This window comes from Schaedlerella arabinosiphila (assembly GCF_003885045.1).
Lineage (GTDB): Bacteria > Bacillota > Clostridia > Lachnospirales > Lachnospiraceae > Schaedlerella > Schaedlerella arabinosiphila.
Genome location: NZ_RHJS01000002.1, coordinates 1975131 through 1996869, shown reverse-complemented (window position 1 = coordinate 1996869; position 21739 = coordinate 1975131). Strand labels below are relative to the sequence as shown.

Here is a 21739-nt window from a genome sequence, read left to right as displayed (position 1 = left end):
AGATGATTGAAATAAATAGTGTATTAAAAAAGTTGTCTGACGGTGCGGATGATGTTATTGGTAGGGAATATGAGCTGCGGCCGCAGGTAATTGCACAATTGATTGAATGCGTATCTAAAAGAACGAAAGAAAACGGATATGTTATTATTGGTGCTGTTAATAAGAATAATGGTTACAGTTTAAATGGGATTGACATGGGGATAGATATTGAACGACTTGTAAAATTAGCTATACAACAGATTTGCCCCCAAATACAAGTCGAATATTTGATTCAATTTATGGGAGGAAAAAAGATATGTATTATACAAGCTAAAAAATATGTGACTGACGAGAAGCAGCTCAGTAATGAAATAAAGGTTGTAAATAGAGAAACAGTATTTAAAGATCTGTTTAATGCTTGTATTAAATTACAGAAAAATTCAACCTTTATTAATGTTTTGGAAGATCAGAGAAATGATTTTATCAGAGATATTTTGGAAACAGGAGGTTATCAAATAAAGGATCAGACGCGTCAAGGCAAGTCTGCTTCTGGCATATTATCTGGAGAAGTAGATATTTTACTTCATGATAAAGGTAGGCCGATATCAATTATTGAGGCTTTAAATTTGAATGGGTTGAAGGAGACATATTTAGATGAACATATAGACAAAGTATATAAATATGACACATTAGGAAACGCATTTAATTTTTTGGTTTCGTATGTTAAGGTGAAAGATTTTGGAAGGTTCTGGGAAAAATATGTTGCACATATAAGAAATTATAAGTACCCATATGAGTTAGTCTGTGTAGATGATAATATAACAAAGGAGTATGACTATGCTGATATAAGGTATATAAGTACTATACATAATCGAAATGGAAAAAGAACCATTTTGGATCATATATGCCTTAAGATTATAGAATGATTTATTTCTCTTTGTGGGATAAGTGAAGGAGCGCATCATGCCTACAGAGAACTGCAGGAGCAATGCGCCCATAGAACCCAAAGTCGCCGTGGTATCGGGAATGGAGACGGTGGGATATTATTATTCGAGTGTCAGGCCAAAATTCCGTAAGATACGGTAGCTGTCCAGGAGACCGGCCATATAGGCATTGGCGATATACTCAAAGTCGCTCTCATCCTTTCTGGCCAGGACAGTATCTATGATGTCACGCTGGGCTTCTGTGAAATCTGCACCCTGGTAAAGCCCATAGGCCTGCAGGTATTCAAGCCGTAGGGCTTGATATTCCGTGTCTTTAGAGAGAAGGCTTTGCAGGGTGTTGTTTTTCAGGCTATCCATGCACAGCTTCAAAGTTTCTTTTATTCCTTGGATGGTGTCGCTTTCTGTGATGATGGAGAAGATTTCTTGTGTGGTTTGGTCTTTTTTCAGCATTTGTTTGCTCCCTTTCTGCCGCAGGCATTGTGAAAAGTCTGTTGTCAGGTGATGCTTTCATTTTACACAAAAACAAGCGGGAAGCATGGCGTGGAAGGGGCTTTCTGGCTGCCATATAAAAAGGGACAGCGGTGTGTTCCAGTCAGCTATCCCTCATTTCCTTATACTTTTCATAAAGGTTTTAACAATCTCTTTTTCTTCCAGCTTTAAGCCGTCCCATAACAGAAGGAGTTCTTTCTGCTCGTCAGACAGGTTCGGAATGCTGTCGCTCTTTGTGAAGAACTGGGCAATGGTAATTCCAAATGCTGCACAGATTCTTTCAATTGTGACCAGAGTTGGTACATTTTTCTTTTTCACGATATCTGACAGTGCAGACTGTGAAATCCCTGTCCGGCTGGATAGCTGGTATCTGGTGATTCCGCCTTTTGAGCAAAGCTCTTCAATCCTCATTGGAACATAATCTTCTATACACAAGCACTATCCACCTCTTTTCCGAAGTATGATACTGCTATTGTACGTGCATTTCTGCAAAATTATTAGAACCAAATCAAATTAGCAAATACTTATCTAAAGAGAAGTAAAGGGGTAAAAAAATAATTGCTTTTCGCTAAGCAATAGCTGCCATGCTGTATTTATCAGCCTGTTTCTTTACCTGTATTTTATCATAAACGGACGGAAATTGATATTATAATCGTTCAACAAATAATCTGTTAAAAATACAAAAGGCGACAGGTTATGACAAATCTATGCTCTGATATGCCGCCTCTTAGGTGATTTACCTGCTATCTCAGCTTAATCTCATCACTGTCCCCCACCAGCCATTCCATGGTGACCTCCAATGCTTTGGCGATCATACGCAGCTCTGCGTCACAGACATGCCGCTGGTTCTTTTCGATTCTGGAGATGATTAATGGAGTCATGTCTTCCATACCCATGAATTGGAGCTTTTTTGCCAGATCTTCCTGTGTGATGGGTGGCTTTTGAAGAGCCCTTCCCAATCGGACTCTTTCTGAGCAAATATTTCCTTTTATTGTAAACATACTCTTACCCATGTGAATTAGCCCCTTTAATATATCTACTTTCGATATTTTTCATCTGTTCTATTGATTTTATACAGAAAACAGGTATAATGTTGGATAAACTAGATATAAAATATCTAGTTTAGATAGTTTTGAAAAATTTTTTGAGGCAGGAAATGGGGAATATGCTTTATCGGATGAAAAGAAGGCCCAGCCCCAAATGGTATCAAGATAAATTTGTGACAATATATAAAATAACCTGGGATTGCCACTATGGAATGTATGGCAGAAAAAAGGCACAAGTATGGCAGAGCATTGCCGATGACATAGGAAAAGAAATCTGTTATACTGCTATCGTCTACAAGTGGATTCAGGAGAGTCCGCTTGTTTTTTTATTCCAATAAATCAAAGGAGCGTGATGTAATTATGAAATATTGTCCTTATTGTGGCGCCGACCTGCCGGACGGTACAGTATTATTTTGTCCAGAATGTGGAAAATCTCTTCCGGGTGAAAAGAAGAATAGTGAGCAGCCGGATGCAAAAAAACATAAACCGGAAAAGAAACTGCGTTCAAAGAAACGTGCCAGAAAGCACTCAGAGCCGGTTTTGGATACTTCTTCTGATGAAACACAGACAGCAGATGATTATGATGGATATTATGATGATATCCTTCCAGTAGATGAAGGCAGACAGAGAGAAGGGATTGACCGGTCAATTGTCAAAAAAATAGCGGCGCTGGTAGGCGGGCTTGTAGTTGTTATAGGAATCTGCATTGCCCTTATGTATCTGCTGTGAGCTTTTGTTGTAAATATCTTTGCCACATCGTGTAATTTAAATAAAAGAACATGAGGTGATGAAGATGATCTATATATCCAAAGGAATTGTGGGGAAAGGCTTTACAACAGAATTAATTCAGGTGATAAGGGGCGGCCGGAGTATTTACCTTTCCGGCAGAGAAGCTGATTTATGGCTGAAGGGACGCTTTTCATTTTCCCAGACAGTTGAAGAGGAGCGTACATTGCATCATCTAGTTCGTATGGGTCTGGCAGAAATGGAACCAGAAGAAAGCAATGACGCAAGATATCAAATCCTTACAAGATGTATTTGCTGCCCTGCAAAAGCGGCAAAAAGAAAGATGGGCTTATCGATGGAAGAAAAAACCGTGCTGTCCTGGCTGGTAAACGCCGGGATCAGGCTGTCTACGGCAGAGCTGGTTTACTTGATTGAAAATAAGGTGGAAGCAGGGCCAAAGTTTTTTTATCCGGATAACAGGCAGGCATTGGTAGAAGCGATTTATACGGTTGATACCATAACGGACAACATTCTGGAAAATCAAATGGCAACGGCAGGGTGCCGTGACCGTGTTGTGCAAAGCATTCTTTCCTTATTAAAGAAAAAGAAACTAATGATATTGTGAGGTGGTGGGATTGAAAAATGAATTTAGACGTGTTCCGGAAGCCATGCAGCGTCAGGTTGTGCTTCGGCTTGCTGTCGGCGCAGGATTTCTGTTCTTGTTTCTTGTATTGCAGATTTGCCTGGGTGATATCTGCTTTTCGCTTCCATGCCTGCTGTTTGGCGGTGGGATGATTGTAAATGGAGGTCTGCTGTTTTATAATGGCATCAAGGGCAATTTCATCCGTATCCAGGGCATATGCAGGCAGATTGAAACGACAGGAATACGAAAACGGATAAAGAACCTTTATATTGATATGGAGCCATACACATTAAAAATGCCTGTTCGCCACAGAATAAGGAATTTAATCAGAGGCGATACTGTAATTATATATTTATCAGAAAAAACACCAGTGTATGAACAGGATAAAGGATATCTGATTTGCAGTTATTATGCGCTGGAGATTAAGAAAGAGGTGTAGTTTATGGAAATATCGGAACGGGAGAAAATATATTCTCTGGTGGATGAAATCAGGACATTGATAGAAGAAAATGAAAAAGAAGACGGGACATTCCGTTTTGATCCGATACGTGCCATGATTGCTTTGGATTTTGCGAAAACTGAGATAGCCAAAACAATTGATGCACCAGATTTGAAATAATAATTTTGAATGAGTTTTCAGGCGGATTGACTATTGAAACAGGTTATGCTATAATGCATATATCATTTTCAAGGTTTTCCAGAAAAATCCAAAGTTAGCAGAGTTTTCACAGTGTCAATTAACACATGAGTGTTGGTTGGCACTTTTTTTGTTATATAGGGTGCGCCCAGCTAAGGGCTTGGAATTCGGTGGGTGAAAGTCCTACGGTGTAAGGTACAAGCTATACCGTACCAAGCGAGTCTTGGGTGGACAGCAGAGATGCTGTCTGCTAAGCGTAGACAGCGAGATTGCAGGGCATAACTGCACATAGCTTCGATATGAAAATGAAAGTGGGAAGGCAGAGGTGCTCCTATACACTGAAAGCAACATAACTGTAGTCACTAAGAGCGAGAATACAGTTGCTTCCCCGGAGTTTTGAGGTTGGTCATGCAATCAAGGATTTCAAGTCAACTGGAGGAGGTCTGTCTGGTTCCAGATGAGTTGCGTACATCAGGTATGCGGAACAACTGTCGAAGGGAGAACCGCAAATGGCCAGCAGAAGTCGGATGGCCGAATAGTACACGGTAAAACATACAGTGGAAGTCGAGAAATGCCTGTCCTCGCAGGCTAGCCATGCAAAGTCATATCAAGGAGGAAACATAGACTGTACGCAGAGACAGGAGGAGCTATGGAAACGAAATTGGCGAGAATATCACAACTATCAGGCGAACATCCAGACATGGTATTTACGTCCATAGGGCATTTGATAAATAAGGAATTATTAAAAGAGTGCCACAAGGAAATGGACGGAAAGAAAGCAGTAGGAACCGATGGGATAACCAAAGAGGAATACGGGGCAAGGCTGGAGGAAAATCTGGAAGAATTAGAGGAAAAGCTTAAGAAGAAAGCATACAAGCCCAAGCCAGCAAAAAGAGTGGAGATACCGAAAGAAAACGGAAAGACACGGCCGCTCAGTATCTATTGCTATGAAGACAAACTGGTGCAGGAAGCATTGAGACGAGTACTGGAAGCAGTGTTCGAACCGCATTTCTATGATGAAATGATGGGATTCCGACCAGGGAGAAGCTGTCATAAGGCATTAAGAAAGCTGAACGGAATGCTGGAAAAAGAAAAGACAAACTGGGTATTGGATGCGGATGTAAAAGGATTTTTCGACCACTTGGACCATGAATGGATAATAAAGTTCATAGAATCAAGAATTAAAGACCCAAATATCATCAGGCTGGTACGCCGGATGTTAAAAGCCGGAATCATGGAAGATTACAGATATGAAGAGACAGAGGAAGGAGCCGGACAGGGTTCGGTCTGCTCACCAGTAATCGCAAACATATATATGCACTATGTACTGGTGTGGTGGTTCAAGGAGAAAATGCAGCCGATCATGAAAGGGTACGCAGGGTTGGTGGTATATGCGGATGATTTTGTAGTCTGCTTTCAATACAAAACAGACGCAGAGATGTTCTATGAATATTTAAAGCGCAGAATGATGCACTTTGGACTGGAAATGGAGGAGAAAAAGACGAGGCTGATAGAATTCGGCCGATTTGCAGAAAGGAACCGGAAAGAACGTGGAGACGGGAAACCGGAGACCTTTACATTCCTCGGATTCACGCATTACTGTTCGCATGGAAGAACGGGAAAGTTCAGAGTGAAGAGGAAGACCAGTAAGAAAAAGCTAGCAAAGAAAAGCAAGGAAATAAATGCTACGATAAGAGATATGAGATTCCTACGCATAAACCAGATAGTAAAGAAGCTGAATGAAATCTTAACTGGTTATTATCATTACTACGGAATTACTGACAATTCAAGAAGCCTGAACTCATTTTATAATGTAGTATGGTTCAGGTTATTCTACTGGCTGAATAGAAGAAGCCAGAGAAGAAGCTATACAAAGGAAGGATATAAGGAATTGATGAGACAATTCCCACTCGTCCGACCACGTATCTATGTCAGTATATACGGATAGTTGTAGATGTATTAGCTTTGCAGGGAGCCGGATGCGGGAAAGCTGCACGTCCGGTTCTGAGAGGGGTAAGCCCCGCAAGGGACTTACCTACTTACCAAACTTCGTTCCCTATATAAAAACCCTCCGGGCGGATGCGCACTCGCGCGAAGCTGAAATTTGTCGCAAGCGACCGCGCACGGTGCAGGAATGTGCTTTGCACATTCTATATTCATCCAATGGTTTCTGCCCCAAAAGCGGGTTGAAATAAATAAATGATATGGCAGGCGATCCCTGCAGGAAAGGAGAATTACTATGTTAGACGTAATTGCAACCAGTGCCGTTGTATCCAGAGGCTATGAAGGTGCAGCAGCGCTCAAATTTTCAGAGAAAGGAGATGCCGTAAGGTTCCGTATTGGAAAGAAGGTTTATGATTCCCATGCTGAAAACAATACCCGTTGGATTAACCTCTCGGTTAAGGCATTCGGGGATGTATGCAAGAGGATTGCCAAAATGCAGCTGAAAGAAGGCTCGTTTATCAATTTCCGCGGCAGGCTGGACGAAGATAGTTGGACAGACCAGCAGACAGGCGAATCCAAAAGTGCAATGGTCGTTATCCTGGACGACATCGAGTATGCCGGCGGCAAGCCTAAAGAGAACCAGGATGCGAACCAGCAGCCAAATGGCACAGCTCCTAATACCGGGAAAGCGGCAGCGGCACAGCCTGCAGCGCAGTCTGCAGGAGGACAGATGCCGGACGGCTTTACAGGCTATGAAGCGTTTGGCGGCGGCTCGTTCTTTGACGAGAACTGAAAGGAGCAAAATTGAATCAGGCGTATTGAGACGCACATGGGTTACATTCTGTAATTTCATGTGCGTTTTTTTGCGTCCTGCATTCCAGAAAGGAACCAAAAACCATGGATAACAGAGAAAAACAGGTCCGGTTTGTCCATGAGGCGCTTGTTGTTATGGGGGTATTGGCGCTACTGTGCTTTGTCTGCAGGCTATGGCCGATTCTCCTCCTTGTGATACTGGGCGTCCTGATTGCGGCAGTCCGGATGGTATTTCTGGCAGCAAAAAAGGTGGAAACCGTAGAACCCATGCCAGCGCCACAGCCACAGCCGATACCGGTACCGACGGAAACAGATGTGAAAGCGCTTGCCTATTCTGTCATACTCAGACGGATTACTGAGCTGGTTGCAGCTGAGTATCCGGAGGCGAGATGGGTATGGGAAGCGCCTAATGCGAAAGCCTTGTTTGAAACGGGCGCCGATTTGTTTGTGCTGCTGAACCGTGCGGGCGGGTACCGACGGGCAAAGGTCAATATCCACAATCTTCAGGTTCTGGGCATCGAATATGAAACGGCTGCAGAGCCAGCTAATCCAGAGCCGGAACCGGAAGAGCCAGAGCAGCCTGGAGAAAATGAAAAGGAGAGCTTAAAGCTTATCGCCTTTGAATGGGCGGAGGCGCACATATTTGAGCTGAACACACGGTGTAACGAGGCGATTGGGCAGAACCTGTCGGAACTGCTGATCTATGCGGATGAGCTTCCAGCGAAAGAGAGCTGGGAGGATGTCTGTGGCGAGCTTGTCAGGGCTGGCCTGGAAGATGCCTGCTGTGTGCCGGAAGGAATCAAAATCAATCTTACGCAATGAAATGCAGAAAGGAAATGAAATATGAGTGTATCCATAAACAATATTTTTAACTACAGCCGTCCGCTCCCGGAGCCTTTTGATACCATTACCAACAAAAAAGTCAAGGTTTCTTCTAAATATGGGGATGGAAGCACGGCTTCAACGCTTTGCGCTACGGTCATAAAAGCAGTGCATGCAGTCTGCCGCTGTATGAATGGCAGCGGGGAAGGCGCGGTCGGCGTGATTGACCACCGGACTGTGGCAGAGTACAAATCCTCCATGGGACCGGATGCCTACCATCTGGTCGTTTATGACAGCAATTCGGGTTCGGTGACGGCAAGCGTTTACGATAAGAACACGGAGGTGTTTGAGAGTTATACGCTGAACGCTTCCGGCCGTGACGGGGCTGCCGTCATGATGGCGCTGATGCCGATCCTGCAGGGGGATGATGAGTTCCAGGAAAATCTGGAGCAGTATTACGACCAGTTTCACAGCGGGTATCCAGATATGGCGAAGGCCACGGAATGCATGGCCATGCTGTGCGACAATGCTTACCGCCGGATCAAGGATCCTGCGTGTTCCGCCCATATCAAGGTGGGCGTGGACAAGTCGGGTAACCTGATGCGCGTTTCACAGGCGCAGTTGGATTCTGGGGCGTTTGCACCGACCAGCGTATCGGCAGGCGAATTTACCATATTTGCCAAGACCGGGCCGGCAACAATCAAGAAGGCGGTTTCCCTTGTGGAGCATGAGGACTTCGTCGGTAAGTATGGGCTTCATAAAAGGGCATTAAACGCAGTGGAGGAGAGCCTTGTCCCGAAGCTCCCGGAATGGTATATCATTCCGCAGGAGGTTGTGGACATCTGCCGGCATGCACAGGCAACAACGGGCAGATCCATGCAGATGCGTAATTTCCTGTTACGCGGGCCGGCAGGCACCGGTAAGACAATGGGAGCCAAAGCGATTGCTTCCGGGCTTCATCTGCCTTACATGAAATATACCTGCTCTGCCGGTACGGAAATATTCGATTTTGTCGGTATGATTTTCCCGGATTCCGATTCAGCGTCAACCGGCGATGCACAGCTCGATAAGGAGAAGGAAACCTTAAAAAGCATGGGCGGCGTGAATTACGCCAATGTGTCCAAGCTGATGGGACTTCCGGATTTGGATGATATGGACTATGACCCGTCAGGCGTTTACCAGGCTTTGACCGGAACGGAGAACCCTGCGGCAACCTCACAGGATTGTATGCGGATTGTTTTGGACAAGGTGACGGAAAAGGTGCGTGCGCTTTCAAAGCGGGATGAGGCTTCCAAAAGCAGCGGGCAGACCTACAGTTATGTGGAAACGGATTTTATCAAGGCTCTGAAAAACGGATATGTGATTGAGATTCAGGAGCCATCCACGATTGTGCAGCCCGGTGTGCTGGTGGGCCTGAACTCCCTCTTGGAGCAGTCCGGTACGATTACCCTGCCCACGGGCGAGATGATTGAACGCCATCCGGACGCAGTGGTTGTAGTGACAACAAATACCAGCTATGAAGGATGCCGTGGCATGAACCAGTCCGTCCTGGACAGAATGAGCCTGGTGCGTGATGTGGAGCTGCCGGAACCGGAAGTAATGGTCCAGCGTGCCATGTCAGTTACCGGCGCGACGGACGAATATCAGGTATCCCAGATGGTGCAGGTGGTAAATGATATGGCGGAGTATTGCCGTAAGAACAGTATTACAGACGGCTCTTATGGAATGCGGAGCCTGATTGACTGGATTATCAGTTCTGAGATTACCGGGGATGTCTACCACTCGGCGCTTTACACGATTATCAGCAAAGCGACTGCCGATGAAATGGACCGGGAGGCATTGATCAGCACCGTACTGGAACCGATATTTGCGCCGCCAAGAAAGAAAGCGGCAGTATAAAACAAATAGGAAGGAGGATTACCCTATATGGCAAGGGTGAATCACAAACTTGTGAAGCAGCGCCTCAATGAGAAGCGCAGCAAAATTACTGACCGCCAGTTCTTCTCGTCCCGTATTCTTGCGGGACACTTTGAAGATTTGGCGGCAGCGCAGACACGGCGATATCATTATAACCGCCGTGTGCGCGTTAACCTGTATTGGAAGCCGAAGGACCCGTTCCTGGCGGCGACGGACAATATGTACATCCGTATCAATTCGGGGAACCCAATGGTCACGAAGGTAAGGGGGCGGGAGAACCGCTACCAGATTGTGTGCGGTACGTTTGCGCATGAGCTGGGGCATGTCCTATATACGGATTTCCTTGCCGCACAGACCCATACCAATTATCTGGAAAGATACAAATGGTACCCCTATCCGCCGGATCTGAAGACATCCGCAGATGCAGGAAAAGAAAGGGCGTTCTGGGATTATGTCAAAACAGACACTAAGAGCCTGGAGGCAGTGCAGTTCATCGCACACCAAATCTCAAATGTCATCGAAGACGGGTACATTGAAAACCGTGTCCTGACGAACTTTCCAGGTACGATTGGATATGGCCTGGAAGAACTGCGGAAACAGCATTTTGCATCGATTCCAACGGTAACGCAGTTAATTGAGCAGGAGGATGACGGCAGCAGGCATATTTTTGAAAGCATCCTGCAGGTTTTGCTGTCCTATGCAAAATTCGGTGAGATCAAGTATGGCGACGAGCCTCTCAGTGATGAGCGGATCCAGACAGTATTCAAGCTGATTCCAGACATTGACAGCGCACTGATGAGCAAATCCGGAAAAGAAAGATTACATGTTGTCAATCTGATCCTGGTACGCTGCTGGGAATACATAGAAGAATTCTGTGAAATCTGCAAGAAGCGTCAGGCGGATGCCGCAGCGGCAGGCTCTCCTGCAGGCATTGGTGAAACAATGGCTGAAGTGTTGAAGTCAATTGCAGGTGGATCTGAGATGGGCGAAGGAAGCAGTACGCCGGTACCGGAGGCATCCGGAAGTTCTGAAACTTCGGCAACGGCAGGCGCGCGGGCAAAAACGCAGGAAGATGCAGAGGAAAGCAATAAAGAGGAAGAACCAAAAGAGGAGGATGGAAGTTCTCCCCAGACTGAGACGGAAAATGAAGAAAATCCATCTGAGTCTGGAGAGGCTGAACCTGAAACTCAAGAGGAATCCGAAGGCAGCGTTGGTGGCTCCGGGGCAAATTCCGGGAAACAGGAAACGACGGAAAGCGAAGGCGGAAGAATCCCCTATCAGCAGACAGAGTCCCTTTCCGAGCCGCTCGGAGGAACAACGGAAAAGAATGAGTCTTACGAACGGGAGCATTATGACCGTGCTGCCGCCGATATTGAGCGTATGCTGGATAAAATGGCAGAAAGGGCGGCCTGCGAGCAGCTGGAGAATGAACGCATCCAGGAACTGAATGATGTTGCGCAGAATATTTCTTATGGAAATATCCATGCCGGCGTCAGCATCCGGATCAACCGGATTTCCAGTGTGGATGAGGAATTGACGGATCAGTACGATATGATATCGGCGCCGTTAATCAATATCTCGCGCCAGCTGCAGAAAAGCCTGGTCAAACAGCTTAGGGAAAACCGCCGTGGAGGAAAGCAGACCGGTCTGATTATGGGAAGGCGTTTAGATGCGCATGCCCTGTGCCGGAATGACGGCAAGGTGTTTTATAAGAACAGCCTGCCAAATGAAATTCCGGAGCTGGCAGTGGGATTGCTGCTGGATGAATCGGGTTCCATGTGTTCCTGTGACCGCATCGCCTATGCAAGAGCGTCAGCGATCATCCTATACGACTTCTGCCAGAGCCTTGATATCCCGGTAATGGTTTACGGACATTCCACCGGATATGACACAGTGGAGCTGTATTCTTATGCAGAGTTTGAGGGCTTTGACCATGACGATAAGTACCGGCTCATGGACATCAGCGCCCGCGGAAGCAACCGTGACGGCGCAGCCCTGCGGTTTGTGGCGGAACAGCTTTCCAAACGGCCGGAAGCAGTGAAGATACTGATGCTGGTTTCGGACGGACAGCCGGCAGATTCAGGATACGGCGGCTCTGCAGCAGAAGAAGATCTCCGCGGCATTAAGCAGGAATACCAGCGGAAAGGCATCCTGTTTGTTGCGGCTGCTATCGGCAGCGATAAGGAAAATATCGAACGGATTTACGGGGATTCCTTTTTGGACATTACCGACCTGAACCAGCTGCCCACGAAGCTGACCAGTGTGGTCAAGCGGCATATACGGGTATGACAGGTCAGGGGGAGATTACAGATCCCGCCCCACCTGGAAATCAAAAGAAACTTATAATAAAACAACAAAGAAAGGGAATAAAAACATGAAGGCAATCAGTATTGGAAAAAGATATGAAATTTATGACGACTCGCTCAAGGCTTATGACAGGCTGCCGGCGAAAACCTATACCGTCCGTTTTGAAAAGATGTCCGGATTTTTTCTGGAGACGCGCACAGACCTTGCAGTAAAGGAAAAGGTCTACGGCATCCATCCGGAGAAAGCAGACAAGGTGTTCCAGGCATTTACGAAATTTGAACGGAACCTGGGCGTTATTTTGAGCGGAGACAAGGGGATTGGGAAATCCCTTTTTGCCCGGATACTGGCGTCAAAGGCTGTGGAAGATGGATATCCTGTCATCATTATTGACCAGTTTATTCCTGGTATTGCCTCATACATTGAGTCTATTGAGCAGGAGGCTGTTTTTCTGTTTGATGAGTTTGACAAAACCTTTGGCAGCGCCAGCTCCGGAGACAATGGAGGGGATCCGCAGTCCAGGCTCTTGAGCCTGTTTGATGGGACATCCCAGGGGAAAAAACTTTTTATCATTACCTGTAACAGCCTGCGTAAGCTGAATGACTATCTGGTAAACCGTCCTGGGCGGTTCCATTACCATTTCCGTTTTGAATATCCCTCCTCGGAGGAAATCATGGAATACCTTACAGATAAGCTTGGGACACAGTATGTCAGTGAAATCCAGAAGGTAATCCTGTTTTCCAAGAAAGTGGCGCTGAACTTTGACTGCCTTAGGGCGATTGCGTTCGAGCTTAGTATGGGAGGCGCATTTGAAACGGTGATCCAGGACCTTAATATCATCAACACCAGGGAAACGGCTTATAATGTTACCCTTCATTTCAATGACGGGACAGTCATGAAATCAAACAACTGCCGTTTGGATATGTTCAATAAAGAGGGCAGGGAGATGGTGTATCTGGATGACGAGAAGGGCAGGAACATGGTTACGGCTGAATTCAAGCCGTCTGCGTGTGTCTATGATCCTACGCGCAGCGCAACGATCCTTCCGGCGGACAGCATCATGCTAAGCTATAACGATTACTATGGGGATGAAGCACAGGAAGAAGTGCGGAAGCTGATACCGGAGTATTTATCTATAGTCCGTGCCGCAGAAAGAAACATTCACTACCTGACGGCATGACAGAATGCGGGGAGGATTCCCTGATTTGAGCCAGCTGCCCACTGGGGCCGTCCTATATGGAAGAACGGCATTATGGGTATAACAACATCAAAATATAAAAATATGACAGATGGGCAGCTAAAAATACAGTTGCCCATCTCTGTCTTCAAGAAAGGAAAATAGAGATGCATTTTAGAACATTGGCAGCTGTACAAGCTCCTATTACTATAGAAGAGGATAAAGCAAAGGATTTAGAAATTGCGGCTGTGCTTGCAGAGCTAAAAGCAAGAAAAGACGCGGAAAAAGACAATATTATGTTAGGCGTTTACATGGAGGAGTTAAAGAATCTCCGTTCTTCATTTGCAAGAGCAGTCAATCGTGAAATTGTTGGGATTATGGATTTTTATTCTGCAGATCCGATAAATCCGGAATACCTGTCTTTTGAAGATTACACGGAGGAGCTGCGCAAAGAGTATAATTCAACAGCAGATTGTATCAAGCTTGCGCAAGGAAAGATTGTCGAAGCAAACGGATATCCTTTATGGGGGCGTTTCGTGATCCGGAATGGAAAGGTATTTCAGAGAGAAGCCGGTCCATTAAAACATGAAAAGCGGACAAAAAGGGCTAAGCGTATGAGGGCATTGCCTGATTATCCCAGAAAAAAGCTGTATGCCAGCTTTGCAGATTATGCGGAAAACGGGCGCGGATTTTCATATGATGAGGAACATGGAGGCTATGGCTTCATTTACAATCCTAATGCTATGTGGGACTGGTATCAAATCGGCGGCAGATGGCCGGAGATGTTTTTAGTCAAAGATTCGTGTACCGATTATTCGGTTGGCGAACGCAGCTGGTGTAATGAGGATTATGAATCCGTTGCGCCTGAAGGATATATCTGGGTATGTGCTGCTAAGAAAAAGGATATTGAGTGGCAGGCAATGCGCGAGTGGCGCGAGAAAAAAGCCAGGGAGCGTTTCTCAAAATTAGAGAAAATATTTGTTACGGGCCAGTATGAGGAAGGCTTCAGAGGAGCCATTACCCCTCAAGGCGTTTTTTATCATGGAGAAATGGAGTATTTCAAGGGTGAGGCAGTTGAGGATTATCTGAAACGGAATGACATCCTTGATAATCGGAAGTATCCGGTATATGTCCACGATATCGTAGACGCAGACAATTGGTTTAACAGAGAGGACTTTGAGTGGATAAATAACGGCGCTGTTCCTGTTGACTGGCCGGAACGCATAGACGAGTACATTGATAGTCTGGAAGACGAGGATGTCCTCGTAGGCGTGGACTATCATATTTAAGGGAGGGATCGGAATGATTATAAATCGAATTGGCGCTGAATTTGAGTATGAAGGCGTTACTTATGTGATTGGCGCATCCATTGTGGGTACGCCTGAAAGTGAATATGAAGGCTTGTATGGAAGCATTACGGAAATCCGTGACGGTGGGGATAAAGATACGGAAAATGAAACGCCGGATATTTATTGCTCCTTTGAACCTCCGGTGATTCCTTACGATGTAAAAGAGCTGGAGGAGAGGTTTTCGGAATTGTACCAGAATCCAAAGACCATTGACGATATTATTTTGGATTTGGTTATCATGGCGCCGGAAATGATATGCCCGCTTGATGACCTGAAAGAATGCCGTCATCATCCAATGGTATTCATCCTGGCAGAAGATTGGGCGGTAGAAGGCGAACATGGCAGTTCTTCCAAAGTGTATACGGATTTCGACGATGCCAAGCGCCTATTGGTCCAGAAATTAGAGGAAGAATTGGAAAACGGATGTATTCCGCAGTGGGCCGGTTATGGGAATTTCGTGGTGCATTCCACTGCAGATTCCTATGAATGCTACATTGACGGGGAACACTGCGAAAACCATTATTCGCTTTCAATCATTGCCCAAAAACTTTGCGCGTCCAACCGGTTTGTGAGGGAGCTTGCTGAGATTCATAAAGCCTCCTGCCAGCTTGAGGATTTTGTTTCCCAGGTGTCAGACTGGGATGAAATTGCAAAGCTTACAGATGAGAAGTATGGACGGATGGTTCATGACCCACGGTTCCCGGAGAGGCTTCAAAATGCACTTGGTAAGAATGACCACTACTGGGAATCTTACTGGGAAACTGTGTCAGAGGTTGCACACGAATTGGTAAATGAGTATTTGGAAAAACCAGACTGCTATAAGCCGGAAACAGATAATCCCTATCCCCTTTGTGTTGGAAACGGCACAAAAAAATGCAGGGAGTGCTGTCTTTGGGTTGATTTACAGCCTGACATAGAGTAGGAGGGTAATTGTATGAGCTATACATCTTGGCATACCTATGGGTACGGCATATGCGTCTCCGACATCAGAGAGCATTCTGTGGAGCGTATCCAGAACTTGCTGGCAATGGCGCCGGTATTGCAGAAGAATATTCAGGAATGGCTGGATGAATGTGGGGTTTCAGATCCGGATTATGACGACTATATGGAGTTCGATCAGGATTTCAGACTCGGATTGGCCACTATTCTGAAAGAAGTGATTCTGGAGGCGGAAAATGTCCGGCTTGAGGCTTGTGACAGCGTTGATGGAAAAGATTATCTGCTGTTTGGCCCGGATTACCCATGGAATCTGGCAAATCAAAAACAAATAAAGACGGGAGAGGAGGTTGCCGGGATTTTTAAAAAGTACATCCCGGTTCTGACAGACGAGCCGATTGACATAGATTATCAGTCGGTCGAGAATGGGGGATAAGAAGACGCCATGTATAAAACACAGGATCAGGAAACGGCTCTGCTTAGGGAGGAACTTTCAAAACTCTTAACAACCCTGAAGCATAACCGGGAGAAGGTTCCCCTTGACGTGCTGAAGACAAAGTACAAAAAAGGTTATGACACGTTATGCGTAAGCATTAAGCGTTCTGCATCGGACTATGCAAAGCGGACGGCTCTCTGCGGTATCCGTATTCACGAGGATTATCTTGATGAGGCAGCCGCTGTCATCAATGGGACGATTGAACGCTGTGGGATTTTAAAGCTGCTTTCCAAAGCGGCTTTTTCCCATCAGGACATAGATGAATTTGATTCCCTTATCGGGACGCTGCGGGAGAAGATCCTTGACGGCCTGGAGCCTTTCTATAGGAAGCATCTTGGGCTGTACATCACGCCGGAATGTCTGGAGAATCCGGATGTGGCGCCGCTCATTTACTGCACAGCAAATGACTGTGTCCTGCAGGATGGAAAATGGATTCCACTGGAGCTTTATAAAACCGGCTCTGCGCGCCTGCAGGAAAAATGCGTATAACCGTCAAAATGAAATATGAAATGGAGGTGGCATTATGCCTGAAAAAAGCGAATCAAGGCCGCTTACCAGCATTGTATCCTATCCGGAACGCGGGGAGGGCGGCAATAACCGTTACCGCGGGAATTGTTCACCGAAGCTGGTTGAGGATCTGCTTGGCTTCTTCCGCCCGCAGGAAGTCTGCGACTATATGTGCGGGAGCGGGACAACGAAAGCGGCTGCGGACAGGCTAGGCATCAGCAGCCATCTGTACGACCTGCACAGCGGATTTGATATCATGAGCTGTGAAATACCGGAGCGGCCGGAATTTATCTTCTGGCACCCTCCATACTGGGATATCGTGACCTATTCAGATGTCATGTATAATGCGTCGGAGGTCCAGAGCCGGTATGGGTATGATCCAAAGCAGTCTGACCTGTCCCGTATAACGGACTGGGAAAGCTTCGTCGGGGCAATGAACTATGCCATGATGAAGCAGTATGCTTCTATGGAAAAAGGCGGGCGGATGGCAGTCCTGATGGGCGACATCAAGAAGAAAGGCCGGCTTTACAGTATGCTGGCAGAGATCGTGAAGCCAGGGACGCTGGAGAACATTATTATCAAGGCGCAGCACAACTGCTTTTCGGACAAAACCAGGTACAGCGGTTCTTTCATACCGATTCTGCATGAATATGTGATGATTGTCCGGAAAGACAATGCACTCATCTGCCCGATCCTGATTTCGGAGAAAAAGCAGGCTGACATACGTGATATTCCGGGGGCAACCTGGCGGGATGTGGTGGCGGCTGTCCTGGAACAATGTGACGAGGCGGTTCCCCTTACCTATTTATATGGGCAGATTGAACCATACCAAAAGGTTAAGGGACACAAATGGTGGAAAGAGAAAATCCGCCAGACACTGCAGTACCATCCGGAGCATTTTCAGCATGCAGGCAGAGGGCTCTGGAAGCTGCGTACAAAAACGAATTAAGGAGAAAATGAGTATGGAGGTAAAGCGCGTTTATTATAACGATGACGGCATTCTTATCCCTGGACACCTCATGAAGCGGAGATTCCGGAAACCCGTGTTTTATCCGTTTGATAAGAAATGTGGGTTTGATTATGAAATCATGCGCGATGAAAAGCTGATTGTTGAATACAGCCTGGAAGCGTATCGAAGATTTTATAAGGATGCATATCCGGAAGGAATTCGGATCCTGTTGATTGAAATGAAGGACGATCCGCATCCAATACCAGCCGGGACGAAAGGGACAGTAGATTCTGTCGATGACGCCCCGACAATCCATTGCAGGTTTGACAATGGAAGATATCTTGGAGTCATTCCTGGGGTAGATGTGTTCCGTAAAATTACAGAGGATATTTGATTATCATAGTCTGGAGATAGGGGGATGCTGCTTTTGCGGCATCCCTTTTGTCGTTCTATGGCAGGAATTTGTATTATTTTAATAAACCATTTCGGGCGAACCACAAATTTGAAATCAACATGAAGTAAAGATTGCCTTTTTGATAATATTTTGATAAAATTAGGATAGAATAATGATGAGAAAGGAGCGATTAAGTATGATACAGATTCGGCCCGTTTCTGACCTTAGGAATAAATTCCCGGAGATTGAGACCATCGTAAACAATGGGGAGCCGGTCTACCTGACAAAGAACGGTTATGGTGCGATGGTCGTTTTAAGCCTGGAGGAGTATGCAAGCCTGACAGACAGTATTGAAATGAAACTTGATGAAGCTGACCGGCAGGCATCTATATCGGAAGAGAGGCTTTCCCATGAAACAGTCTTCCGTAATGCAAGGGGTGCGGTGCATGGAAAATAAACCTTACCAGCTCCGGTATTTGCCGATATTTGAGCAGGATTTGATCAATACGGCGAATTATATTACAAATGTTTTGAAAAATGAGGATGCAGCGCTTCGGCTGATTGATGATGTGGAGTCTGCTATCCTGGAAAGGTTGGATAATCCTGTTGCCTTTGAGCCATACCGTTCTGTAAAAAAGCGTGACCATCCTTATTATCGAATTTATGTGAGAAATTATGTTGTCTATTATGTGGTGATTGGTGACGTGATGGAGGTCCGGCGCCTGATATATGGTGCAAGGGATACCGACAGGCACTTATAACGAATACAGGGTTCAGGGCAGTTTGTCATTGATGATTAACTGCTTTTTCCATTTTTGAAATAAGAATTTATAGAATTTGAGAGAATCAGTTATCGAACAGAATTAAAGCGAGTTGGTATTAGTTTTTTGCTCTGTTTCAGAAGAGCATTTTATAAAATTATGATAGTGAGTTAAGGCAAGATAAACCGAAACGGGATGTTTTGCCTTTCATTTTGTTATGCTATGCTGCCTTTACGGTGGCATTTTTTATATTTTCAGCAGGAAGGAGGCAGGATAGAGATGAATATTATTTGGTTTTTTGCAGGGATTATGATAGGAAGTATGGTTGGGGTAGTATTGATGTGCTTGTTACAGATAAACCGACATAATCCTGAAAATAAGCAGCAGTAAACCCGGCACCTTTCGTTTTCGGACGGATTGACGATTGTGATGAATTCTGTTATAATGCATATATCAGTATCAGTTTTGGTTTTAGCCAAAAACAGTTTAACAGAAGTTTCACAGTGTCATTTGCTTTTTAGCGGATGGCACTTTTTTTGTTTTCCGGCCTTATTTTGGCACAAAGCAGGCAGTCCTTTTGGGGTGCCTGTTTTTGTTATATACGCGAATCATGATCCAGGAAGAAATGCTTGCATTTCTATCTGGCGAATATCGCGACACCGGGCAGGTTTCCTGCACGGATATCAAGGCGGTAAATCCGTCAAAAAAATGAAAGGAGCATGTATTATGCAAAATTGTCAGGACAACTACTCTACAACCTTTAGTTCTTACAGTGCGATGTATGATTACCATGATGAGCAGACGAAGAAAAGCCAGTGGATTACCTGCAGAGTTGATGAGCTGCAGATAGAGCCTCTGGATGCCGCTTCCCCTCTTTATGGAAATCTATCTGCATTCGCGCTGGGAACCAGTCTGGATGCTGTGGAAGATACAGCATCTAACCTTGGGCTTGCCATGCGCGTCAATGGGAATCTTTATCCATTGCGCATGACAGCTAATAAGAGCCTGCTTGACCGGGCGAAAATCGGAGGCACGGCATTGCCGAAACTCAGCCGCAGTGTGCTGGCTGAGGTGTTGAATGCTTGTTTGAAGCTTTATTCATCTTCAGCCCTGCTTCTAATCCGTGATGAAAAGGTATCAGCTGTACACTCCGGTGATTCGACAGACTATTCGATCCTTCCGATCAATGAGCTGCTGGGCACGCTAAAGGCAAAGCTGGATGCCCGCTTCCCCGGAAATGAGTATGAGTGCGGTTATTGTGATCATTCTCTGGTCAGCGCTTCATGGAAAATGCCAGATCAGAAAGAAGATCTGCTGGGAGCCTATACAAAGCTTCTGGCATCCCAGGGAAAAACGGCGATGGCGGATAAGCTGATGCCGGGTATCCGTTTTATCACTTCGGATACAGGTGTCGCTTCAGCAAAGGTATCGGCATTGCTGGTCGGCGGGCAGCACCCAATCCATATTGGAGGCTGCATTGCTGTAGACCACAGGCACCAGAAGAAAGTCAGCGATTTTGACGCGGCGCTTGATCAGCTTTTTGCCCAGTTTGGCGATTCCATTGCCAAGCTGCAGAAACTGCTGGAGGTGCATCTGGATTATCCGGTCAATGCAATGACTCGTATCTGTAAGAAATTGAGTCTGCCGAAAAAAGCAGCCGTTGAGGCAATCGCTATGTTTGAGATGGCTTATGGCGGCGGGACGGCAACGGCACATGATGTGTTCCTCGCCATGCAGGAGATTCCTTTTATTCTCAAGACTGAGAATACGCCAGAAAGCAAGCTCCTTGTTGTCGAGGAGAATATGGCCCGTGCGCTTACCTTTAAATGGGGCGATTTCGATCTTGCAAAGGCGGTGAGTTACTGATGGCAAAACCGATTATATTATGTGATACTGCAGGAATGACCAATGACAGATGGCTGGAGTGCCGTATGCATGGCCCAAAAGGAGATATTCCCTATACAGTCGGTGGAAGCGATGTGGCAGCTATTTTTGGAGTTTCACCGTGGACAACACCCATGGAACTGTGGCTGATTAAGAAAGGCCGTATGAAGCCGGCAGCCAAAAGCAATTCCAATCAGCTGATGATGGGACACCTGCTGGAGCCGATTGCCGCATACTGGTATGGGCAGAAAACAGGAAATGCCGTGACAGAGGACACACATCTTTACCAACATGCAGACCATCCATATGCGCTTGCAAACTTTGACCGCAGGTTTACCCGGAAGTCAGACGGCGAGCCAGGAATTTTAGAGTGCAAAAGCTGTACCTACCATAAGGCGGACGAATGGGCGGATGATGCAATCCCGCTGCATTATGAGTTTCAGCTGCGTTTCTATCTTGCAGTTGCGGATGTGGATATCGGCGCTTTTTCAGCGGTCTGGGGCAATAACCCGGACAATGATTTAGCTCTCCCGGAAATTGTCCGAGATAGGGCAAAGGAGGATATGATATTTGAGCGCCTGGAGGAATGGATCTGGAGCCTGGAAAATGATAAGCCGCCTACTATGGCAGACGTGGCGCCAAAACTTGCACTGCAGTCACTTGCACGGATTTACGGCTCAAGCCAGGGGGGATTGCCCACAGTGGAATTCTCGCACAAGTATGAGCCTGCGCTCCGTAAGATTGCGCAGCTTCAGGGTAAGGTTACAGACTGCAACAGAGAAATTAGAACATATGAAAAGGAGATTGAGGCACATAGCGTGCGAATTGCTGAAGTCATGAAGGAGCATGAACATGGGGTTCTGGAAACCACCACAGATAAGCTGCTGATTGATTTCATCACCAAAACTACCCGCCGACCGGATTCAAAGGCCTTGAAGGAAAAATATCCGACCGTATATGCGGATGTCCTAAAGGCTTCGGAAAGCAGGAAAGTGAAAGTATCGGTACAGCCGATTTAATGG

The 21739-nt window shown here is 46.0% G+C and carries 25 protein-coding genes and 1 pseudogene; 23 read left to right on the top strand and 3 right to left on the bottom strand.

Translation table 11 applies throughout. The features are described 5' to 3' along the window. Window positions 1-2: 2 nt before the first annotated feature. Window positions 3-905, top strand: a complete 903-nt coding sequence (locus EBB54_RS09865) for a hypothetical protein (protein ID WP_125127297.1) — start codon at window positions 3-5, stop codon at window positions 903-905. Window positions 906-1025: 120 nt separating this feature from the next. Here the strand turns inward: EBB54_RS09865 and EBB54_RS09860 are convergent, their stop codons facing one another. The 3 genes from EBB54_RS09860 to EBB54_RS31585 all read right to left on the bottom strand — a co-directional run bounded on the left by EBB54_RS09860 (window position 1026) and on the right by EBB54_RS31585 (window position 2413). After that, window positions 1026-1373: a hypothetical protein gene (locus EBB54_RS09860; protein WP_125127296.1), complete on the bottom strand. Its 348-nt coding sequence runs from the start codon at window positions 1371-1373 to the stop codon at window positions 1026-1028. 153 nt (window positions 1374-1526) lie between these two features. Further along, window positions 1527-1823: a helix-turn-helix domain-containing protein gene (locus EBB54_RS09855; RefSeq protein WP_243127607.1), complete on the bottom strand. Its 297-nt coding sequence runs from the start codon at window positions 1821-1823 to the stop codon at window positions 1527-1529. Window positions 1824-2155: 332 nt separating this feature from the next. Beyond that, window positions 2156-2413, bottom strand: coding sequence for a helix-turn-helix domain-containing protein (locus EBB54_RS31585; protein ID WP_279229995.1), 258 nt, complete (start codon window positions 2411-2413; stop codon window positions 2156-2158). Window positions 2414-2818: 405 nt separating this feature from the next. On the opposite strand from EBB54_RS31585, the pseudogene EBB54_RS32485 reads away from it, so the two are divergent. The 22 genes and pseudogenes from EBB54_RS32485 to EBB54_RS09750 all read left to right on the top strand — a co-directional run. Next, window positions 2819-2884 (top strand): annotated as a pseudogene (locus EBB54_RS32485) (zinc ribbon domain-containing protein); the annotation flags it as partial. A gap of 114 nt (window positions 2885-2998) precedes the next feature. Then, window positions 2999-3187 (top strand): hypothetical protein, encoded by a 189-nt coding sequence (locus tag EBB54_RS31120; RefSeq protein ID WP_243127605.1) that lies wholly within the window; start codon window positions 2999-3001, stop codon window positions 3185-3187. Between the two features lie 58 nt (window positions 3188-3245). After that, entirely contained in the window at window positions 3246-3809 is a 564-nt protein-coding gene (locus tag EBB54_RS09840) for a hypothetical protein (protein WP_162307117.1), read from the top strand. Between the two features lie 10 nt (window positions 3810-3819). Continuing rightward, a complete protein-coding gene (locus tag EBB54_RS09835; RefSeq protein WP_125127291.1) occupies window positions 3820-4266 on the top strand; it encodes a hypothetical protein in 447 nt (148 codons plus the stop codon). Between the two features lie 3 nt (window positions 4267-4269). After that, complete coding sequence (locus tag EBB54_RS30125) at window positions 4270-4446, top strand: hypothetical protein (protein ID WP_016216663.1); 177 nt, start codon at window positions 4270-4272, stop codon at window positions 4444-4446. A gap of 667 nt (window positions 4447-5113) precedes the next feature. Continuing rightward, the gene (ltrA, locus tag EBB54_RS09830; RefSeq protein WP_004070134.1) at window positions 5114-6412 is read left to right on the top strand and encodes a group II intron reverse transcriptase/maturase; all 1299 of its coding nucleotides are present in this window, start codon (window positions 5114-5116) and stop codon (window positions 6410-6412) included. A 291-nt stretch (window positions 6413-6703) separates the two neighbouring features. Then, window positions 6704-7201: a single-stranded DNA-binding protein gene (locus EBB54_RS09825; protein WP_125127290.1), complete on the top strand. Its 498-nt coding sequence runs from the start codon at window positions 6704-6706 to the stop codon at window positions 7199-7201. 104 nt (window positions 7202-7305) lie between these two features. Further along, a complete protein-coding gene (locus tag EBB54_RS09820) occupies window positions 7306-8043 on the top strand; it encodes a hypothetical protein (RefSeq protein WP_125127289.1) in 738 nt (245 codons plus the stop codon). Between the two features lie 21 nt (window positions 8044-8064). Further along, a complete protein-coding gene (locus EBB54_RS09815; protein WP_125127288.1) occupies window positions 8065-9942 on the top strand; it encodes a P-loop NTPase family protein in 1878 nt (625 codons plus the stop codon). Between the two features lie 27 nt (window positions 9943-9969). Then, window positions 9970-12249, top strand: a complete 2280-nt coding sequence (locus EBB54_RS09810; protein ID WP_125127287.1) for a nitric oxide reductase activation protein NorD — start codon at window positions 9970-9972, stop codon at window positions 12247-12249. Between the two features lie 85 nt (window positions 12250-12334). Continuing rightward, window positions 12335-13444, top strand: coding sequence for an AAA family ATPase (locus EBB54_RS09805; RefSeq protein ID WP_125127286.1), 1110 nt, complete (start codon window positions 12335-12337; stop codon window positions 13442-13444). A 179-nt stretch (window positions 13445-13623) separates the two neighbouring features. After that, on the top strand, window positions 13624-14730 hold the full coding sequence (locus EBB54_RS09800; RefSeq protein ID WP_148099350.1) for a hypothetical protein: 1107 nt from the start codon (window positions 13624-13626) through the stop codon (window positions 14728-14730). Between the two features lie 13 nt (window positions 14731-14743). Beyond that, entirely contained in the window at window positions 14744-15712 is a 969-nt protein-coding gene (locus EBB54_RS09795) for a hypothetical protein (protein ID WP_125127284.1), read from the top strand. A 12-nt stretch (window positions 15713-15724) separates the two neighbouring features. After that, on the top strand, window positions 15725-16162 hold the full coding sequence (locus EBB54_RS09790) for a hypothetical protein (protein WP_125127283.1): 438 nt from the start codon (window positions 15725-15727) through the stop codon (window positions 16160-16162). Window positions 16163-16171: 9 nt separating this feature from the next. Then, on the top strand, window positions 16172-16711 hold the full coding sequence (locus EBB54_RS09785) for a hypothetical protein (RefSeq protein ID WP_125127282.1): 540 nt from the start codon (window positions 16172-16174) through the stop codon (window positions 16709-16711). 34 nt (window positions 16712-16745) lie between these two features. Continuing rightward, entirely contained in the window at window positions 16746-17678 is a 933-nt protein-coding gene (locus tag EBB54_RS09780; protein ID WP_125127281.1) for a hypothetical protein, read from the top strand. A gap of 13 nt (window positions 17679-17691) precedes the next feature. Next, the gene (locus EBB54_RS09775; RefSeq protein WP_243127604.1) at window positions 17692-18072 is read left to right on the top strand and encodes a DUF4314 domain-containing protein; all 381 of its coding nucleotides are present in this window, start codon (window positions 17692-17694) and stop codon (window positions 18070-18072) included. A gap of 196 nt (window positions 18073-18268) precedes the next feature. Further along, entirely contained in the window at window positions 18269-18529 is a 261-nt protein-coding gene (locus tag EBB54_RS09770) for a type II toxin-antitoxin system Phd/YefM family antitoxin (RefSeq protein ID WP_016216651.1), read from the top strand. Further along, window positions 18519-18833, top strand: a complete 315-nt coding sequence (locus EBB54_RS09765) for a type II toxin-antitoxin system RelE/ParE family toxin (RefSeq protein WP_125127280.1) — start codon at window positions 18519-18521, stop codon at window positions 18831-18833. The genes EBB54_RS09770 and EBB54_RS09765 overlap by 11 nt, the downstream gene beginning before the upstream one ends. 279 nt (window positions 18834-19112) lie before the next feature. Beyond that, window positions 19113-19223 carry a DUF3789 domain-containing protein gene (locus tag EBB54_RS09760; protein ID WP_125127279.1) on the top strand — a complete coding sequence of 37 codons (111 nt, stop codon included), beginning with the start codon at window positions 19113-19115 and terminating at the stop codon, window positions 19221-19223. Between the two features lie 27 nt (window positions 19224-19250). Further along, entirely contained in the window at window positions 19251-20699 is a 1449-nt protein-coding gene (locus tag EBB54_RS09755; RefSeq protein WP_243127602.1) for a hypothetical protein, read from the top strand. Further along, entirely contained in the window at window positions 20699-21736 is a 1038-nt protein-coding gene (locus tag EBB54_RS09750) for a YqaJ viral recombinase family nuclease (protein WP_125127278.1), read from the top strand. Before EBB54_RS09755 ends, EBB54_RS09750 begins: the two co-directional genes overlap by 1 nt. Window positions 21737-21739: the final 3 nt, after the last annotated feature.

What these genes read in the sequence shown, in the direction of transcription:
- EBB54_RS09865 (WP_125127297.1), top strand. Translation starts at nt 3, where the DNA reads ATGATTGAAATAAATAGTGTATTAAAAAAGTTGTCTGACGGTGCGGAT.
- EBB54_RS09750 (WP_125127278.1), top strand. Translation starts at nt 20,699, where the DNA reads ATGGCAAAACCGATTATATTATGTGATACTGCAGGAATGACCAATGAC.
- EBB54_RS31585 (WP_279229995.1), bottom strand. Translation starts at nt 2,413, where the DNA reads ATGTTTACAATAAAAGGAAATATTTGCTCAGAAAGAGTCCGATTGGGA.
- EBB54_RS09810 (WP_125127287.1), top strand. Translation starts at nt 9,970, where the DNA reads ATGGCAAGGGTGAATCACAAACTTGTGAAGCAGCGCCTCAATGAGAAG.
- EBB54_RS09770 (WP_016216651.1), top strand. Translation starts at nt 18,269, where the DNA reads ATGATACAGATTCGGCCCGTTTCTGACCTTAGGAATAAATTCCCGGAG.
- EBB54_RS09840 (WP_162307117.1), top strand. Translation starts at nt 3,246, where the DNA reads ATGAAGATGATCTATATATCCAAAGGAATTGTGGGGAAAGGCTTTACA.
- EBB54_RS09765 (WP_125127280.1), top strand. Translation starts at nt 18,519, where the DNA reads ATGGAAAATAAACCTTACCAGCTCCGGTATTTGCCGATATTTGAGCAG.
- EBB54_RS09790 (WP_125127283.1), top strand. Translation starts at nt 15,725, where the DNA reads ATGAGCTATACATCTTGGCATACCTATGGGTACGGCATATGCGTCTCC.
- EBB54_RS09855 (WP_243127607.1), bottom strand. Translation starts at nt 1,823, where the DNA reads ATGAGGATTGAAGAGCTTTGCTCAAAAGGCGGAATCACCAGATACCAG.
- EBB54_RS09820 (WP_125127289.1), top strand. Translation starts at nt 7,306, where the DNA reads ATGGATAACAGAGAAAAACAGGTCCGGTTTGTCCATGAGGCGCTTGTT.
- EBB54_RS09780 (WP_125127281.1), top strand. Translation starts at nt 16,746, where the DNA reads ATGCCTGAAAAAAGCGAATCAAGGCCGCTTACCAGCATTGTATCCTAT.
- ltrA (WP_004070134.1), top strand. Translation starts at nt 5,114, where the DNA reads ATGGAAACGAAATTGGCGAGAATATCACAACTATCAGGCGAACATCCA.
- EBB54_RS09805 (WP_125127286.1), top strand. Translation starts at nt 12,335, where the DNA reads ATGAAGGCAATCAGTATTGGAAAAAGATATGAAATTTATGACGACTCG.
- EBB54_RS09785 (WP_125127282.1), top strand. Translation starts at nt 16,172, where the DNA reads ATGTATAAAACACAGGATCAGGAAACGGCTCTGCTTAGGGAGGAACTT.
- EBB54_RS09860 (WP_125127296.1), bottom strand. Translation starts at nt 1,373, where the DNA reads ATGCTGAAAAAAGACCAAACCACACAAGAAATCTTCTCCATCATCACA.
- EBB54_RS09795 (WP_125127284.1), top strand. Translation starts at nt 14,744, where the DNA reads ATGATTATAAATCGAATTGGCGCTGAATTTGAGTATGAAGGCGTTACT.
- EBB54_RS09775 (WP_243127604.1), top strand. Translation starts at nt 17,692, where the DNA reads ATGGAGGTAAAGCGCGTTTATTATAACGATGACGGCATTCTTATCCCT.
- EBB54_RS09825 (WP_125127290.1), top strand. Translation starts at nt 6,704, where the DNA reads ATGTTAGACGTAATTGCAACCAGTGCCGTTGTATCCAGAGGCTATGAA.
- EBB54_RS09815 (WP_125127288.1), top strand. Translation starts at nt 8,065, where the DNA reads ATGAGTGTATCCATAAACAATATTTTTAACTACAGCCGTCCGCTCCCG.
- EBB54_RS09760 (WP_125127279.1), top strand. Translation starts at nt 19,113, where the DNA reads ATGAATATTATTTGGTTTTTTGCAGGGATTATGATAGGAAGTATGGTT.
- EBB54_RS30125 (WP_016216663.1), top strand. Translation starts at nt 4,270, where the DNA reads ATGGAAATATCGGAACGGGAGAAAATATATTCTCTGGTGGATGAAATC.